Here is a 17,380-nt window from a genome sequence, read left to right as displayed (position 1 = left end):
GATGCAACTTAAAAATGGTGTTGGAAAAAAAGAGGAAAAACAAAACAAGAATTCCCGATCACAGGGTTATTTATAGTCTGTAACAGTTCGTTAAAACATTTAAATCTATAATTTAATTAATAATTATTACAAATATTGACAATTATAAACGATATTTATAATAAACTACTTTTCGACCTGCTCCCATAAAGCAGGCTAATTTTAATATAACGGAGGCGATGATGAAACTTGGTAATGTGTTCATATGCGTTGCGCTGCTCTTTATTTTATCCGGAACAGGGCCTGTTCTGGCAGAAGAAAAAACAGGAGATCAGGTCTTTGACCTGGGCCAGGTGCTGGTCATAGACAAGTCCCAGAGTTCAGACAAAATTACCACCACCGATGTGGTCTCTGCCGAGGATATCCGGCTTCAGGGTGCCCAGAATGTGGCAGATGCCCTGGACCTTTTCCCGGGGGTGGATGTGCAGATCGGCGGGAAAGGCCAATACGGCATTAAACTTCGGGGATTTGACCAGCAGGACGTAAAAATTCTCATTGACGGGGTTCCTACCCATTCATCCTATAACGGATCCGTTGACCTGGGCCAGATCCCGGTGGATGCCATTGCCCAGATCAAGGTTATCAAGGGCGCATCTTCGGTTCTCTACGGCCCCAACACCTTGGGCGGCGTGATCAATATCATCACCAAAAAAGGCGGGGCAGAGCCCTATACCCAGGTGACCACCTCCTTTGGCCAGAACGCCACCCAGAATTATATTCTCAACCACGGGGGATCCAAGGGCAAATTCAACTATTGGGTAACGGCCAGTCATAGAACCAGCGACGGGTTTGAGCTTTCCAGCGATTTTGATCCCAACAACCCCAGAACCGGAATTGGCAGCGAATACAATGAAGCCGGCGGCACAAGGGATTTAAGCCATTACACCAACAACACCCTCAACACCAAGTTCGGGTATGATTTTGACGACAACTCAAAGATCTACTTTTCCTTTGATTACCATGACAATGAAAAAGGCTGCCCCACAGAAGGCGGGGGCCGGTTCAACTATCCGCGGTACTGGGAATTTGACGAATGGAAACAATGGAATGCCAGCCTGGTGGGAGAGCATGACTTCACAGAAATCCTAACCATGAAGGCAAGACTCTATTATGTAGACCACGAGGACACCCTCAAGGACCTGAACTGGGACAACCGCCCGGCCCATAATTTTCCGGCCGGCAGATGGTTTGATGAAAGCTCCTATGACGATTACACGGTCGGCGGCGAGCTCCACGCCTATCTTGACTTCGGGGACATCAGCCTTTTAAAGCTGGGCGCATCTTATATGAAAGATAACAATAAACAGACCGACTATTGGATGGACACAGGCTATGAGCCGGAAGAAGAGTATGAGACAAATGTATACTCCTTTGGGATTGAAGATGAAATCCGTCTCTTTGAAAAACTGACCCTCAAAGCCGGTGTGAGCTACGACACCCATGATCCCCAAAAGGCGTACGGCGGCGTCACAAGGGACAAAACCAGCGAATGGAACCCCCAGGCAGGCATTGCCTATGATTTTTCAAAGGCGTTCAACCTCTACGCATCCGTGGGCAAAAAAACAAGATTTCCCCAGATGCAGAAACTCTACTCCAACCTTGCCGGGGGTAACTCCGAACTCAATGCCCAGACCACCATTGCCTATGAGATCGGCGGGTCCAAGCAGTTTGGCGATTCTGTGACCCTGACGGCCGCCGGATTTTTCAATGATGTAAAGACAGAATTATCAGAAACGCCAGCCGGGAGTATGAAAATGTCGGGGAAACCGATATCAAGGGGCTTGAAACCACCTTACGGTACATGACCCCCTGGAATCTGGACCTGGGTTTGGGGTACACCTATATGACGGCCAAAGACAAGGACAGTGCCACAAGTGAAGAAACAGATGCTGAATTCATCCCGGATCACAAGTTCACCCTGGATGCCCGGTATTTTTTCGATTTCGGCCTCACCGCCGCTCTCCAACTGGTCTATACCGGCGAGCAGTACGAGTATGAAAACTCAGGCGACAAATACACCATCAGCGACTTTACAGTGGTCAATGCAAAGCTGAACCAGGCTTTTTCCTTTACGGAAAAAATCTCCTCGGACATTTTCATTGAAGTTAAAAACCTCTTTGATGAAAATTATGAAGAGGGATCAGGCCCCATGCCCGGGAGAAATTTTCTGGCAGGCATTTCCTTTAATTTTTAACCCGGAACAAGGACCCCCCGGGCCCTGCCCGGGGGTATATACCAATGAAAAAAAAATATCTGGGCATCATTCTTGTCGCAGCCCTGGCCCTGGTGTCAAAACACTGGCTTTACCCAAAACCTGAACTCCCTGAAGCCTCCCCCATATCAACCCGCAGCATCACGGACATGAAGCAAAGATGCTTTCGGGTCCAGGATCCCTTGGACCGGATTGGACTTTTGAGCGGGCCCACAGGCCAGATGGCCTTTATTCTGGGAATTCAGGACCGGCTGTGCGCCATGACCAACACCCTGAGAATGTCCAAACTGGTCCAAGAAATTTATCCCCCCATCTCGGATCTGCCCGGACCCAGAACCACCGCCGGCAATATCAATATTGAAGAACTCATCCAGTCAAGGCCCCAGATTGTTGTGACAGGGGATATTGACGGCTCAATCGTCCTTGAAAAAACAAGGATACCCGTGGCTTTTCTCGACGACAGCATGGGCGAGGGCGTAAAAGACATTAAAAGGGAAATCCAATTTTACGGATATTTGTTCAGGGCTGAGGACCGGGCCAGGGCCTATACTGAATTTCTCGACAAAATCCTTGCCCTGGTTCTGGACCGCACAGGAAATATCCCGGACAACAAACGCAAAACCGTATTCCAGGGGTACAGCCCCAGCCGGCTGGTCACCCTGGGCGGGGACACCTTTATGCAGGAACGCATAGAAATGGCCGGCTGCCTCAATGCAGCCAAATCCGTGACCACCATTGGAAAACGGACAGGCCTCCACTCAGGCCTGGGAGAGGTTTCCATGGAACAGGTGCTGGACTGGAACCCGGATATCCTGATCATCAACTTCGGCAGCCCCCAAGATGTCTACGCAGATCCCCAATGGCGCCATATCCGGGCGGTCAGGGAAAAACATATCCATGCCCAGCCAGCCAGAATCTTTATCTTTAACCGGCCCACGGCAGAGTCCGCCGTGATTTTCCCATTGTGGCTGGCCAGCATTGCCTATCCAAAACGATTCCAGGATGTTGACCTGCCGGGGATTGTCAAACAATTTTACAGGGAAATCATGGACTTTCAGCTCTCAGACCAACAGGCTGAGGATATTTTAAAGGGGCATTATGAGTTTAAAATGATGAAGGGGATAAAGCATGGTCAATAAGGCCGGCCATGGTCCTGAACATCAGAAACGATTCTCTGCCGAGGCTAAAATCCGGTTTTTGACCGGTTTGCTCCTGGTCACGGCCATTGCGGCCTTAAGCTTTGGCCGGGTGGACATTCCTGTCACCCAGGTCATGAAAATACTTTTTTCCTCCCTGATCCCCATGGAACCGGACTGGACCCAGACAGCCTATTCCGTGGTCATGGATGTCCGCCTGCCAAGGGTGATGGCAGGGATCCTGGTCGGGGCAGCCTCATCCTCATCCATCTCATCTCATTTTTGTCAGGCCTGTTGGCTGTGGGCCTGACCTATGGCCTGTCCAGGGTCTATAAAATGACCCCCATCCTCATGCTGGTGCTTTCAGGCATTGTGGTCGGGTCTTTATTTTCGGCCATGACCTCGTTTCTCAAATACATTGCAGACCCCATGAACAAAATGCCGGCCATTGTGTTCTGGCTTCTAGGCTCCTTAAACCATGTATCGGTCAAAGATCTGACCCTGACAGGCCCCATTTTTATCCTCTGTCTTTTTATCCTCATCTCGGTGCGGTGGCGGATCAATCTTCTGGCCATGGGCGAGGAAGATGCAAAATCGCTTGGGGTAAATACGGAACGGCTCAAGGCATTGATCATTGTATCCGCCACCATTGCCACGGCTTCGGCCGTATGCATCTCAGGCATCATCGGCTGGATCGGTATCATGATCCCCCATATCGGCAGGCTCCTGGTGGGTCCGGATCATAAATACCTGCTCCCCGTATCCATGGTGATCGGCGCAGCCTACCTGACCACCGTGGATACCATTGCCAGGACCGCCCTGGTAACGGAAATCCCCATCGGCATCCTTACCGCCATATTCGGGGCCCCGGTCTTTGCCCTGCTGTTGAGCAAAACCCAGGAGAAACCCTATAATGGCAGCCCAGGTAAGTATCCGCAACCTAAGCTTTGGCTACCACACAGCCACCCCTGTATTCAAAGGGATAAATTTGGACCTGGACCAGGGAGAGGTCTTCTGCCTGCTCGGCCCCAACGGATCGGGCAAATCCACCTTTCTCAAATCCGTGGCAAGGCTGCTGCCCCCCACCACGGGCCAGGTAAAAATCAACGGGGAAAACCTGTCAGGCCTATCCTTCCAAAACATTGCCATGCTCCTGGGGTTTGTCCCCCAGAACCTGGTCTCAGCCTTTCCCTTTTATGTGGCAGATGTTGTGGTCATGGGCAGGGCCAACCGGCCCTGCAACCGGCTTTCCGGGGGGGAATGGCAGCTGGTCCTCATTGCAAGGGCCTTGACCCAGTCTCCCAAAATCCTGCTTCTGGACGAACCCACCTCCCATCTGGATCTTGGGAACCAGATCAAAATTTTAGAAACCGTGGCAGGACTTTCCAGGGACAAGATCACCATTATCATGGCCACCCATTTTCCTGACCATGCCTTTATCAGCGCGGACCAGGCCGCCATACTCAAATCCGGGGTATTCCAAGAGATCGGTCCCCCCTCACAGGTGCTCACCGATGAGACGCTCAAGGCGGCTTACGGCATCAATGTCAAGGTGGTCAAGGTGCTTGACAACAGAAAAATATGTATCCCTTTGCTCAAGGAGAATTATGGAAAAAATCACCAATTGGTTTAAACTATGGGAAGAGTTGTCCCAAATCCAGGCGGCTGCCTTTACAAGGCAGAAAAAAGACAAAGACCAGGATTTCTGGAAAGACCGGGCCAAGGCCTTTGATAAAATGGTGGACCAGCGCTGGGCAAAACCGGATTCCTCAAGGGATTTTCTTGTGACCACCCTTAAAAACAATCCCGGATCCAGTCTCCTGGACATCGGGGCGGGCACGGGCAAGTGGTCATTGCTGGCCGCCCCTTATGCCGGGCAAATCACGGCCTTAGAACCCTCAAAGGCCATGCAGTCGGTGTTAAGGGAAAAAATTAAAAACACAGACAATATCAGCATCCTGGATTCAACCTGGCCGGATCCAAAAATCAAAGCCCATGACTGGATACTGGCCTCCCATTCCATGTACGGGCAAAGAGATTTCAAGGCCTTTGTATCCCAGATGAACACAAGTGCAAAAAAAGGATGCATCCTGGTCTTGCGGGCCCCGTTTGCAGACTCTCTCATGTCACAGGCCAGTACCCGGGTCCTGGGTCAGCCCTATGACAGCCCCAATTTCCAGGTGGCCTATAACTGCCTTTTGGCCATGGATATTTATCCTGACGTGATCATGGAGGATGCCGACGCCTGGCAGGTCTGGTCCCATGACACCCTGGCCCTGGCCCTGGCAGAGGTAAAAAACCGGCTGGGCATACAAGACGAGCCTTGTCATGACGATTATCTGTCCGGGCTTCTGGACGCCCACCTGATTCAAAAACAAGATCAATGGGTCTGGCCACAGGGCAACCGGTCCGCCCTGGTCCATTGGCAGGTTTCCCAATGAGGTGCCTTTACCCCGCCCCCCCAAAAAGCCCGGGCATTCGAATGTTTTCAAAAATGATTTTTACAGGGGGGCTTGTCCTGGCCATTGCCATGGGGTGCGGCACATCTCCGCCCCAATCAGCCCATTCCCGGATGGTCACAGACCAGCTGGGCCGCAAGGTAAGGCTGCCGGCCAGAATAACAAAAATAGCCGCCCTTCACCACTTTGGGGGCAAGATCACCTATGCCCTGAAACAGGACCCCTTTTTGGTGGAAAAAAGCATCTACGGCAAAAAAGCCCTGGCCCTGGCAAAGGTGGATAAACTCTTTGCTAAACTGCCCGAATCCATCCAGGGCCATGCCCACAATGTGGAAGGGCTGATTTCCCGGGGACCCCAGGTGGTCTTTTTGTACGCCTCCGGGGACCAGGGGGAAATCGATCTTTACACCCGGGCCGGCATCCCGGTGATCGGGGTGAAAGGAGAAACCTTTGAACAAAGCTATGGGGCTGTCCGCCTCATGGCCAAGGTCCTCCAATGCCAAGAAAAGGGGGAAAACTATATCCGGGCCTGCAAAGACCTCTTAAAGATGGTGGCCCAGAGGATCCATCAGGGCAGAACCGGCAAAGCCCCGGTTCGGGTACTGTTTACAGGGCCTAAAAGCATCTATTCCGTTGCCACCGGCCATATGCTCCAGACGGAGATCCTGGAGTCTGCCGGCGCTGTGAATGTGGCCAAGGGGGTAAAGGGATTCTGGGCAGATGTCTCCCCGGAACAGATCGCGGCCTGGGACCCGGAGGTGATCTTCATGGGATCCACCTTTAATACCCTTGGCAAAGATCAAATCCTTGCCAATCCCCATTTTTCCACAGTAACCGCCATTAAGACACGGCAAATTTATACCTTTCCCTCCAACATCGGGTGGTGGGATTATCCGGCGCCCCACGCGGTTCTGGGCGTGGTCTGGTCGGCAAAGACCTTGTATCCGAACCTGTTTGAAGATGTGGACATCCTGACCCTGGCCAATACCTTTTATAAAAATTTTTTAGGCCACAGCTTTGAAGAAATGGGAGGAAAACTGCCATGATCCGGCGCCGGGGGATTTCTTACCTGCTGGCCGCGGCCTGCTGCCTGGCCGCCCTGGCCATCCTGGTGCTATCCCCGGCCGCCTGGGTGGTCCATGCCCAGGCCCTGGCAGGCTTAAGCCGGGATCCCTCACCCATGGTTCTGGTCATCACCGGCATCGTGGTCTCGGCCCTGTTCCGGGCCGGACTCTCGTTTATCATGTACTTGGCCAATCCATATGACCAGCTGACCCAGATTGTATTCTGGACCATGGGCAGCTTTCATACCGCCTCCTGGGCCAAGCTTGAAATGGTTTCATATATTATTCTGCCCGGGCTGTTTCTCATGATTCTTTTTGCCTGGCGGCTCAACCTCATGACCCTGGATGATGACGAGGCCAGAACCATGGGCATGAACACCCTGGGGTTTAGAATTTTTTATATCCTGGTTTCAACCCTGATGGTGGCCTCGGCCGTGGCCTCTGTGGGCACCATTGCCTGGGTGGGCCTCATCGTCCCCCATATGGCAAGGCTCATGGCAGGTCCTGAATACCGGCGGCTCATCCCGGCCACGGCCCTGGGCGGGGGCATCTTTCTCATGGTCATGGACAGCCTGGCCAGGAGCCTGATGCTTTCGGAAATTCCCATCTCCATTGTCACCTCCCTGGTGGATGCGCCCTTTCTCGGGTTTCTGGTCATCCGTGCCGGGAAAAAAAGGAGGCGGCTTGACCCTGGTGCTTGAAGGCCTTTGTGTTGGCTATAATAAAACCCCGGTGGTCTCCGGGGTCAGCCTGGACCTGCCCTGTGGAAAGGTCTGCGGGCTTATGGGCAGGAACGGTTCCGGCAAGACCACCCTGCTCAAATGCATTGCAGGCCTTATGCCCCCCCTCTCAGGCCGGGTGACCATCCTTGAAAAAAACATCCATGGACTGTCCAGGCAAAGTGCCGCCAGAATCGTAAGCCTGGTTCCCCAGGTCAGCCATACCCCCTTTGACTTTTCCTGTCTGGACATGGTTCTCATGGCCAGGGCATCCCGGATACGGCCCTGGGCCGGCCCGGACAGACAAATGGAGATCCAGGCCCTGGATGCCCTGGGGGAAACGGGAATTTCCCATTTGGCCGGCCGGTCTTTCAACACCCTGTCCGGGGGGGAACGCCAGCTGGTGATGCTGGCCCGGGCCATATTCCAGAAGACTCCGGTCATGCTGCTGGACGAACCCACAGCCCATTTGGATTTTCCCAACCAGCACAGGATCATGCGCCTGATGAAAACCCTTGCTGAAAAAAAGAATTTCTGCCTGGTCATCACCCTGCACGACCCCAACCTCACCCACTATTACTGCCATGAGACCATCATGATCCACCAGGGCAGGGTGGCGGCACAGGGGCCTGTTTCAAAGGTGATGACTCCCCCGGTGCTCAAACAGGTCCTGGGAAAAGAAATTCATTGCGACCATACCAGGGCCGGGGTCTTTGTGGTCACCCCCAAACCCGGCCAAAAGGAGAATTTATGATCTGCCCCTATTGTGAACACCGATGCGACCTTGGCTCAGGCAAAGGCATCTGCGGTATGTTTTATGAAAAAAATGGAAAGGTTGAACAGCTGTTTGCCCACCAATGGTCCACCTATTCTGCCTCCCGGGTGGAATCGGTCCCCTTTTACCATGCCTATCCCGGGTCCAGATCCATGATCATTGGTTCGGCCGGATGCAATTTCAGGTGCAAATACTGCTCCAATGCCTTTATTGCCTGCCAGGATCCGGCACAGCTCAAAGACGATTTTTATGATTTTTCCCCCAAAAATCTGGTCAAAATGGCCCAGAAACTGGGCTGCCACAACATTGTCTTTAATGTAAACGAGCCCACGGTCTCCCTGCCCAGCCTCATGGCGGTAAAACAAACGGCCCAAAAGGCAGGCATTCCCATGGGATGTCTCACCAACGGGTATACCACCCCGGAGGCCACCGGGATACTGGCCCAAATTTTCTCCTTTGTCCACATCGGGCTCAAGGGTTTTTCTGATCAATTTTACCAAAAATATGTGGGCGTACCCTCTGTTGCCCCTGTGCTGAGAAATATTGAAACCTTTGCCAAGCAATGCCATGTGGAAATTGCCTCACCCATTATCCAGAATGTCAATGACCATGAATTCACAGATATTTCAGGATTTATTAAGGATATTAATCCCCAGATTCCCTGGCATGTCTTCCGCCTGCTGCCCGAACACATGATGAAAAATGCCCAATACCCGGATATCCAGGCCATGAACCAGGCCTTGGAAACGGCCCGGGACCAACTGGCCTATGTCTATTTCCACAACTTTGTGGGATCCGACTGGGTCAATACCCTCTGCCCCTCGTGCAAACACACCGTGATCAAACGCTTCAGCCTGGGATGCTCCGGGGACCGGCTGGATGAATTTCTGGCCCCTGATAATCTTTGTCCCGTTTGCAATGAACCCATTGGTCTGCTGGGCACCCGCGTTCCCTGGAATGCCAACCAGAAGAAAAAGCCCCCGGAAACCTGCCCCCAGAAAGGACCGGAGACGAAAAACCCGAAAAAGGACCGACAAAAAACAGGCGGCCTGGTCATCATTGACGCCAGGGAATGGCAGAACCAGTTTGATCTTGAAACCGGTGCCAGAACAGAAAAAACCCATGGCCTGGCCCCCATGGTCAAAAAGATATTGGCAGACCACCCCTATCCTGGGGATACAGATCCTCTGGCCAACACCTGGGTGACCCAGACGGCCATGGACCTCATCCAGAACTATGATCCCTCCCTGGTCTGTCTCTCCTATGTTCAGCAGTTCTTTACCATCCGCCACCTTGACCTTTCTTTCCAGAATATCCATGATCTGCTGTCAGCAGCCATGGATGAGGCCCTGAGCTTTGTCAAAGATTCCGGTTATACCCCGATAATCGTGGGCACAGGCCCCATGATCCCTTTGTCCGGGGTCATGGATCTTTCCGGGTTAAAGGGGCTGGCCATTGCCTCCAAATGGTCCTGTAGATACTGCGGCATCCACGATCCCGGCCCGGGGGATCTTGACTTTTTAAAGGGGTTAAACGGCATGGAACGTTTGGTCACACGGGACCAATGGATCTCCATGTTTAAAAAAAGCCAGCCGGATCTGGACCTTCCCACGGATATCCATCTGATGCCGGAGGTTCTGGCCGTGGCAAAAGAGGGGTTTGCCTGGTAAATGCACAGACCGGCCAGGTGGTGGAAACCGGAAGAAACCGACAGTATGACGGGTATTTCAGAAGCGATCTCCACGGAGAAATGGATTTGCTCAACCGGTACGAAAACCGGATGAAAAAAAAACGATCCCCTGAAAGCGGGGCCGATCCCAGGGACTGTCCCGATCTGGTCCTGATCTCTTCAATGGAGCCCTGCCCCATGTGTTTGACCCGAATCATCAATTCAGGAATTAAAACCGTGCTCTATGTAGAAGAAGATGAGCAGGGCGGCATGGTCACCCGCATGGATCAGCTCCCCCCGTTCTGGAAATCCTTTGCCTCGGACAGGCAATTTCGCAGGGCGGACTGCTCGCCTGAAATCAGGCAGATGGCCCATGACCTGTTTCATCTTTCTTCCAGAGCCTTTGCCGGGCACAAAAAAACACCTTAACCCCAGGGGCATTCCTTGCTAAGATAAGGCCAGGCTGAATATTTATAATATAAAGAGTGCAAGGAAATCCCATGAAAAAAAGAATGCGTATCTCTCTGGCGACCATGACCCTCCTTTTTCTGGCGGCGTTCACCCATCCATTTTCCCTCATGGCCGAACCTGCTGAACGCAATTACCTTTTGACCACGGCCAGCACCGGCGGAACCTATTATCCGGTCGGGGTGGCCCTGTCCACCCTGATCAAGGTCAAACTTCAGCCCCGCCACAACATCGGCATGTCCGCCATCAATTCAGCCGGCTCCGGTGAAAATGTCAAACTGCTCAGGGAAAACCAGGCCCAGTTTGCTATTCTTCAAGGACTTTACGGTTACTGGGCCTGGAACGGTATCGGAGCGGTCAAGTCCGCCGGACCCCAGAAAAATCTAAGATCCATTACCATGCTCTGGCAGAATGTAGAACAGTTCACCATCCAGTCTAAATATGCCCAAACAGGCACCATCGATGATCTCAAACAAGCCCTGGGCAAGCACCTGGCCCTGGGCAAAAAAAATTCCGGCACCCTGGGCTCAAACACGTTTTTACTCTCCAACCTCGGCTTTAACCCGGACCGGAACTTTAAACTGGTCTACCTGGGATACGGACCCAGCGTCGATGCCCTTCAGAACGGACAGGTGGTCGCCATTTCCACCCCGGCAGGAGTGCCCACAGGCGCTGTGACCCGGGCCGCCGCCACCATGGGCAAGGACCTGACCTTTTTAAATTTTACAGACGAGCAGATGGCAGCGGCAGATGGCGGCCTCAATCTCTGGAGCCCTTATCTGATCCCGGCCGGCACCTATCCCAATCAGCCCCAAAAAATCCAAACCATTGCCCAGCCCAACTTCCTGGCTGTTCGGGCGAATGTGGACGAGGATGCAGGGTCATCGCATGTAACTTTTATTAAGATTCGTCCTTACCCGGCTGGAATAGGTGAGGGGGATTCCGTTAAATCTTAAGCGGTCGTCCTGACCGCTTAAGAAGCGGAAATGATCGGACCTATGCCGTCCTGGCGGGCCGCTCATTTACGCCACTCCACCCCCTTCACCCTATCCCAGCCTGGCTCTCCTGGCTTGCTATAGTATATGAGCATCGAACAAAATTTTCCTAGACATCGCTGCACAGATACGATATATATGGCAATAAACACAAGGAGTTGCCAATGAACGAAAAAAAATCTCTTGAAACTTTTTTTGACAATATTCAGGACCCCAGACACCACAATAAGCTTCATAATTTAATTGATGTCGTCATCATCGCAATTTGTGCGGTAGTTGCTGGCGCAGACACTTATGAGCAAATTGAAAACTTTGGCAAAAAGAGAAAAAGGTGGTTGTCAAAATTTCTAAGCCTTCCCCATGGGATACCCTCCCATGACACCTTTGGCAGAATTTTTGAAAGGATGAACCCGAATGAATTTCAGAGCAGTTTTATGCACTGGGTTCAGTCGGTTGCAAAGATGACCAAAGGTCAAGTCATTGCAATCGACGGCAAAACTCTAAGGCGTTCACACGATACCTCCAATGATAAGAAAGCCATTCATATGATCAGTTCGTGGGCTTCGTCTAATAAAGTGGTTTTAGGGCAATTAAAAACCGAAGAAAAATCAAATGAAATTACGGCCATTCCAAATCTTTTAAAACTTTTAGATATCTCGGGCTGCATTATAACCATTGATGCCATGGGCACTCAAAAGAAAATCGCTGAAACCATAATAAACAAAGGGTGTGACTATGTCCTTGCCCTGAAAGAAAATCATAAAACCTTGCATGATGAAGCGGTACTTTTTTTCAATAAAATGGAAGAAATGAAAAATCAGGGGTACCAGTTTAATGAACAGACCAGTGTTGACGGAGGGCACGGTCGAGTCGAAACGCGCAGGGCTGTGATAACCTCTGATATTGATTGGTTTGAAGATAAAAAAAGTTGGAAAGGTTTGAAAAGTATTGGAATGATTGAATCCACCCGGGAAATGGACGGCCAGATCAGTCATGAAAAGCGATATTATATATCGAGCCTGGATAGCGACCCCAATATTTTTGGTAATGCTGTCAGGAGGCATTGGGGAATTGAAAATTCAGTGCATTGGATATTGCGTTCCGTGAAGACGAAAGCAGAGTCAGAAAGGGGAACTCTCCTGAGAATTTTGCAGCGATTCGGCACATTGCATTAAATTTATTACGGAACAATAAGACATTTAAAGGGAGTGTAAAAACCAAAAGGTTGAATGCTGCTATGGATATCAAATATCTGGAGGAAGTTATGTTTGGATGATACTTGAACCAATCAAAACTATAGGCACTTTACAATATTTACATGCGTGAGCCCTGGCAGTCTGCCCAGGAAGCGTTGACCATGGTGAAAAACTATATCCAGGAACTCTCCCCTGATATCAGCATCCCCTGGCTGTTTGGAGATTTTTTAAAACGCTACTCCCTCCATCATCAGCTTTTGTCAGCCTCTTACAATGTGGGCGGCTCTTCTGCCGGCTATGCCCTGGCCCTGAACACCATGTCCGCACTGCTGCGAATTCCGCTCTGCATTGATTTCGGGATTACCGGGGCCCCATGGACCAAAGGGGTGAGAAAAGACGAGGTCGGAGGATCTGTCATCATCGGCGGGCACAGAAAAAAAACAGAAAAAGTCTTGCTGTATCTGCGGCGGATGTATATGCCCCTGCAAAATTACAAGGATTTAGAGCCTGAATTTCTCATTGGATACTGGCAGAGACAAAAGGATATCATTGCTGTGACCCATTTTGCCGATCTCATGCCTGAAGTGCTGTTTCTGGACGATGACCACAATGAGATGCGCGAAAATCTCATAGAAAAACGGATCGCATACAAAACGGAAAAATACTATGCCACCCAGCCCACCCTGGATCTGAAACAAGAGATTATCCAGACAAAAAAACACAGGGCGGAACAGGGCGGAACAGGGCGGAACAGGAAATTTTACGAAGGGTTAATGCCATCCGCATGTATCTTGTGGATCCTGACAGGGAAAAATACATTTCCCATGAACAGATATTTACCACCTATATGAAAAATTAGTCTCCCAGGGCCAAGGCATTGGGAGACTATCAGTCTTTAACAATTTCAAATAACAAATCACTCGTCCCTCAGGGCCACGGGTTTTCCTAAAATTTCCGACCAGACCACGGCCTGCTGCAATGGATTTTCCAGCATTCCTGGCTCGATTCCAGGAAAAACAGGGGAGCAGACAACAACCGGCCTCTTTTTTTTTAACCTGGGCTCCCTTGTCACTGGCACTTTTTCCGGTGCCAAAAAAGGATGGTCAGGATCATAATGGGCCGGTATGGGGGAAGGGGCGTGTTCCGTTTTCTCCCGGGTAATTTCATGGGGGATGAATGTTTCCTCTTCTACCCCATGCCTCTGGGTGGCGCTTGACACTCCAGACGCACTATCATCAATGTCATCCCAGGCCGATCCCTGTTCTTCCTGCTTGGCCCGGGCTTGTCTGGCTTGATCTTCCAGGTCACTGACAAATTTCTGGATGGTTTGTCCCAATTTATCAAAAACAGAGGCATTTTTCTTTGTCTCACGTGTCCCTGCTTTTTTCTTGCCCTTTTTCTTTAGAATAGAGGGAAGAACAAAAAACAAAAAAAGCAGAATATAGGTCACCAGGTCGCCAAATTCCATGACGTCTCCTATTTTATGGGGACAGCCCTATTCTCCATCAGAGCTTATCCCCATTTTTTACGGGTTTTAGCTTGGATTATTCTTCATGGGAAGGCCCGGATCCCGGAGTGGCGATCTTGTCCCTCATCTTGGTGTCTGCGGAAATATTTTGCATCTTATAATAATCCATGATCCCCAGGTTCCCGCTTCTAAAGGCATCGGCCATGGCCAGGGGCACCTTGGATTCAGCTTCCACCACCTTGGCCCGCATCTCCTGGACCCTGGCTCTCATCTCCTGCTCCTGGGCAAAGGCCATGGCCCGTTTTTCCTCGGCCTTGGCCTGGGCAATTTTTTTATCTGCCTCAGCCCTGTCCGTCTCAAGCTCTGCCCCGATATTCTTGCCCACATCCACATCTGCAATATCAATGGAGAGAATCTCATAGGCCGTCCCCGCATCCAGGCCTTTGGAAAGAACGGTCTTTGAAATGGTGTCCGGATTTTCCAAAACTTCCTTGTGAGTCACGGCAGATCCAATGGTGGTAACAATACCCTCACCCACACGGGCCAGGATGGTCTCGGCACCTGCCCCGCCAACCAGGCGGTCAATATTGGCCCTGACGGTGACCCTGGAAATGGCCTTGAGCTGAATACCGTCCTTGGCCATGGCAGCCACAAGAGGGGTCTCGATCACTTTGGGATTCACCGACATCTGCACCGCCTCCAGCACGTCCCTCCCTGCCAGGTCAATGGCAGAAGCCCGGTTAAAGGTCAGCTCGATATTGGCCTTGTCCGCTGCAATCAGGGCCTGGATGACCCGGGAGACATTACCGCCTGCCAGATAATGAGATTCCAGGCTGTCCGTGGCAATTTCAATACCGGCCTTGACCGCCATAATTTTAGATTCAACAATAAGCTTGGGCGGCACCTTCCGAAACCGCATGAAAATAATATTGAACAGGCCCACCGTAGCCCCGGATACCAGGGCCTGAATCCACAGCCCAATATAGGAAAATGCAAAATACACCAATACCAGGCCGATAATACCTGCAACAATGAGCAGGATATACATGAAATCCATAACCACCTCTCCTTAAATATTAAATATAATTGACTAAGCCTTGATCAACTTTTATGTAAACTTTTGTCTAACCGATTCTTGCCACGACCACCTGGTTTCCCGTAACCCCTGTCACCTGAACCGGTACTTGAGCCTCAATATACTCCCCATCCGTCACCACATCCAGACGGACGTCGTCTATCACGGCAGTTCCCGAAGGCCGAAGCACCGTAAGGGACCGGCCTTTTTTGTTTAAATACCTCTCCAGACCCTGGGCCTGGGACACCACCCCGTCCCCGGATGAAAGCTTCTTCTTAAGTGCAAGGGGGGAAATGGCTAAGATTTTCAACCCCAATATCAAAACCAGGGGCAGAACCACAAGGTCAGCCCCGAGAAAAACAAAAAAGGCGGCAGAAGAAATCGTGGTAAAGGCCAAATATAGGGAATAACCGATAAGTCCCAGGGCAATGGCCGTAAGCAGTCCCATGGACGGAATAAAGACCTCGGCCACCACAACCAGAACTCCGAATATCTGAAATACAACCGGCAGTATATAAACTTTCATTTATCTTCCTTGTTCTCCTGTTTTTCTACAATCACATGGTTGTGAACAATTTCCAGCACCCGGACCCGCGCATTGGCATCAATAAAGTCGCCCTGGGTAATGGCATCTATTTTCTTGTTTTTAATCCTGATCTTGCCCGAAGGCCGAAGCTGGGTCAGAGCAATCCCGGCTTCCCCCGGGCTGACCTCCAGAGATTGTGCTGAATCTGCACGGGCGTCTTCCAGAGTAGCAGACAAATACGGCCCTTTGATCAGGGTTGATATTCGGGGCAAAACAAAACGGATCATCAAAAAAGAGACCACAAGGGCCCCGAGAAAACTGCCCATGACAAAAGAGACATTTTTAAGCATGAGCCGGGCTTCCCAGGGCAGGGCAGGGTCCGGAAACACAAAATTTTGAAAAGAAAGGACCAGGCCAATACCAATGACCATGAGAGCGGAAATGCCGGCCACACCAAATCCGGGCAGTACAAAGACCTCAACCCCCAACAGAAGAAACCCGATGAAAAAAACCAGCAGCTCAGTATAATCGGCAAGCCCCACCAGGTATTGGTTAAAAAACACCAGGCCCAGACAAAAAATGCCAATGATGCCGGGGATGCCGAACCCGGGCGCCTTGATTTCCGTGTACACCGCCCCGATCCCCAAAAGCATGAGCAAAGGTAAAAAAGGCTGGAGCACCCGGACCAGGTTCTCGGACCAGGATTCTGAAATTTCAATTCGCTGGTATGCCTGAACCCCTAAAAAGGCCAGAGCCTGATCCAAATTTTTAACACTGGTTTTAGAAAACCCAAGATCCTTGGCTTCCGTATCATCCATGGTCAAAAGCTCGCCTTTGGCCACAATGGTCTTTTTTCCCGACACCTTTTTCTTTTCAGCCTCTGACAGGTCATCATAGGCTGTTTTGTCCATGTATTGGGTCGTGTTATCCAGGGTAAGGGAATAGACCTCCATTGACTTGGTCACCATGGCCTCAGCCAGGACCTCAGGATAGTTGTTCCTCTTTGCAAGCGTCCGGAACTGGGCTCTGAGAACGGTCTGGGTCTTTTCCCCGGCCTCCTTTTGACCTTCATTGGACTGAATAATGGGAGCGCAGTCACCGATCAGGGTGTTCTCCTTCATGATCAGGGTGCCTGAAGCCAGGGCAATCAGGGCGCCTGCGGAAATCGCCCTTTTTTCTAAATAGGCGATGGTCCGTTCCTTTGGCACCGCAGATATGGTCTCCACAATCTCAAACGCGGCATCCACCCGCCCACCAAAGGTGTCCAGCTTGAACACTAAAATGGCATTTTTATCATGTTCAACTTCCTCTATCGCCCTTTTGACATAGGCGGCCATTCCCGGCTCTACCATGCCGGAAACCGGAATGATATAAACCTTTGAAGCAGGGGGGCTGGCGGCTGCAGGCAAAAAACTGGACGCCAGCAGGGTGAGGATCAAAAATGCAAAAAAATTGGGTTTTGGCATCATGATTTCGGTCTTTTCCAAACTGAAAAATTTTTAGTTAAGGACTATTGTATAGGCATTATATCATGATTGGGCTGAATTCAACCCATAATAAATTCATTTATCTTAAAAAC

At 50.9% G+C, this 17,380-nt stretch carries 15 protein-coding genes and 3 pseudogenes; 14 read left to right on the top strand and 4 right to left on the bottom strand.

From position 1 onward, the window contains the following. The first annotated feature begins 218 nt into the window (after positions 1–218). From HUN05_02195 to HUN05_02130, 14 genes and pseudogenes are all read left to right on the top strand, one after another. Positions 219–1,844, top strand: a complete 1,626-nt coding sequence (locus HUN05_02195; protein WDP84115.1) for a TonB-dependent receptor — start codon at positions 219–221, stop codon at positions 1,842–1,844. Beyond that, on the top strand, positions 1,763–2,233 hold the full coding sequence (locus HUN05_02190) for a TonB-dependent receptor (protein ID WDP87887.1): 471 nt from the start codon (positions 1,763–1,765) through the stop codon (positions 2,231–2,233). The genes HUN05_02195 and HUN05_02190 overlap by 82 nt, the downstream gene beginning before the upstream one ends. Before the next feature lie 44 nt (positions 2,234–2,277). After that, a complete protein-coding gene (locus HUN05_02185) occupies positions 2,278–3,390 on the top strand; it encodes an ABC transporter substrate-binding protein (GenBank protein WDP84114.1) in 1,113 nt (370 codons plus the stop codon). Continuing rightward, positions 3,380–4,290, top strand: a pseudogene (locus HUN05_02180) (iron ABC transporter permease). The gene HUN05_02185 and the pseudogene HUN05_02180 overlap by 11 nt, the downstream one beginning before the upstream one ends. 10 nt (positions 4,291–4,300) lie before the next feature. Further along, the gene (locus HUN05_02175; GenBank protein WDP84113.1) at positions 4,301–5,020 is read left to right on the top strand and encodes an ABC transporter ATP-binding protein; all 720 of its coding nucleotides are present in this window, start codon (positions 4,301–4,303) and stop codon (positions 5,018–5,020) included. Further along, a complete protein-coding gene (locus HUN05_02170; protein WDP84112.1) occupies positions 4,995–5,828 on the top strand; it encodes a methyltransferase domain-containing protein in 834 nt (277 codons plus the stop codon). Before HUN05_02175 ends, HUN05_02170 begins: the two co-directional genes overlap by 26 nt. 41 nt (positions 5,829–5,869) lie before the next feature. Continuing rightward, positions 5,870–6,892, top strand: a complete 1,023-nt coding sequence (locus tag HUN05_02165) for an ABC transporter substrate-binding protein (protein WDP84111.1) — start codon at positions 5,870–5,872, stop codon at positions 6,890–6,892. After that, on the top strand, positions 6,889–7,611 hold the full coding sequence (locus tag HUN05_02160) for an iron ABC transporter permease (protein ID WDP84110.1): 723 nt from the start codon (positions 6,889–6,891) through the stop codon (positions 7,609–7,611). The genes HUN05_02165 and HUN05_02160 overlap by 4 nt, the downstream gene beginning before the upstream one ends. Beyond that, positions 7,541–8,383, top strand: a complete 843-nt coding sequence (locus HUN05_02155) for an ABC transporter ATP-binding protein (GenBank protein WDP84109.1) — start codon at positions 7,541–7,543, stop codon at positions 8,381–8,383. The genes HUN05_02160 and HUN05_02155 overlap by 71 nt, the downstream gene beginning before the upstream one ends. Further along, the gene (locus HUN05_02150) at positions 8,380–10,074 is read left to right on the top strand and encodes a radical SAM protein (protein ID WDP84108.1); all 1,695 of its coding nucleotides are present in this window, start codon (positions 8,380–8,382) and stop codon (positions 10,072–10,074) included. The genes HUN05_02155 and HUN05_02150 overlap by 4 nt, the downstream gene beginning before the upstream one ends. Then, entirely contained in the window at positions 10,068–10,502 is a 435-nt protein-coding gene (locus HUN05_02145; GenBank protein ID WDP87886.1) for a hypothetical protein, read from the top strand. Before HUN05_02150 ends, HUN05_02145 begins: the two co-directional genes overlap by 7 nt. A 71-nt stretch (positions 10,503–10,573) precedes the next feature. After that, a complete protein-coding gene (locus HUN05_02140) occupies positions 10,574–11,497 on the top strand; it encodes a TAXI family TRAP transporter solute-binding subunit (protein WDP84107.1) in 924 nt (307 codons plus the stop codon). Positions 11,498–11,700: 203 nt separating this feature from the next. After that, positions 11,701–12,812 (top strand): annotated as a pseudogene (locus HUN05_02135) (ISAs1 family transposase). Positions 12,813–12,869: 57 nt separating this feature from the next. Continuing rightward, positions 12,870–13,591, top strand: a pseudogene (locus HUN05_02130) (AAA family ATPase). Between the two features lie 57 nt (positions 13,592–13,648). On the opposite strand, the gene HUN05_02125 reads toward HUN05_02130, so the two are convergent. The 4 genes from HUN05_02125 to HUN05_02110 form a co-directional block, all read right to left on the bottom strand. Beyond that, positions 13,649–14,200 carry a hypothetical protein gene (locus HUN05_02125; protein WDP84106.1) on the bottom strand — a complete coding sequence of 184 codons (552 nt, stop codon included), beginning with the start codon at positions 14,198–14,200 and terminating at the stop codon, positions 13,649–13,651. 76 nt (positions 14,201–14,276) lie between these two features. Further along, positions 14,277–15,257 (bottom strand): flotillin-like protein FloA, encoded by a 981-nt coding sequence (gene floA, locus HUN05_02120; GenBank protein ID WDP84105.1) that lies wholly within the window; start codon positions 15,255–15,257, stop codon positions 14,277–14,279. A gap of 67 nt (positions 15,258–15,324) precedes the next feature. Beyond that, a complete protein-coding gene (locus tag HUN05_02115; GenBank protein WDP84104.1) occupies positions 15,325–15,801 on the bottom strand; it encodes a serine protease in 477 nt (158 codons plus the stop codon). After that, positions 15,798–17,270, bottom strand: a complete 1,473-nt coding sequence (locus HUN05_02110) for a serine protease (protein WDP84103.1) — start codon at positions 17,268–17,270, stop codon at positions 15,798–15,800. Before HUN05_02110 ends, HUN05_02115 begins: the two co-directional genes overlap by 4 nt. Between the last annotated feature and the right edge of the window lie 110 nt (positions 17,271–17,380).

Source organism: Desulfobacter sp. (assembly GCA_028768545.1).
Lineage (GTDB): Bacteria > Desulfobacterota > Desulfobacteria > Desulfobacterales > Desulfobacteraceae > Desulfobacter.
The sequence above is the reverse complement of the archived record's forward strand: the minus strand, read 5'-3'. Positions and strand labels throughout refer to the sequence as shown.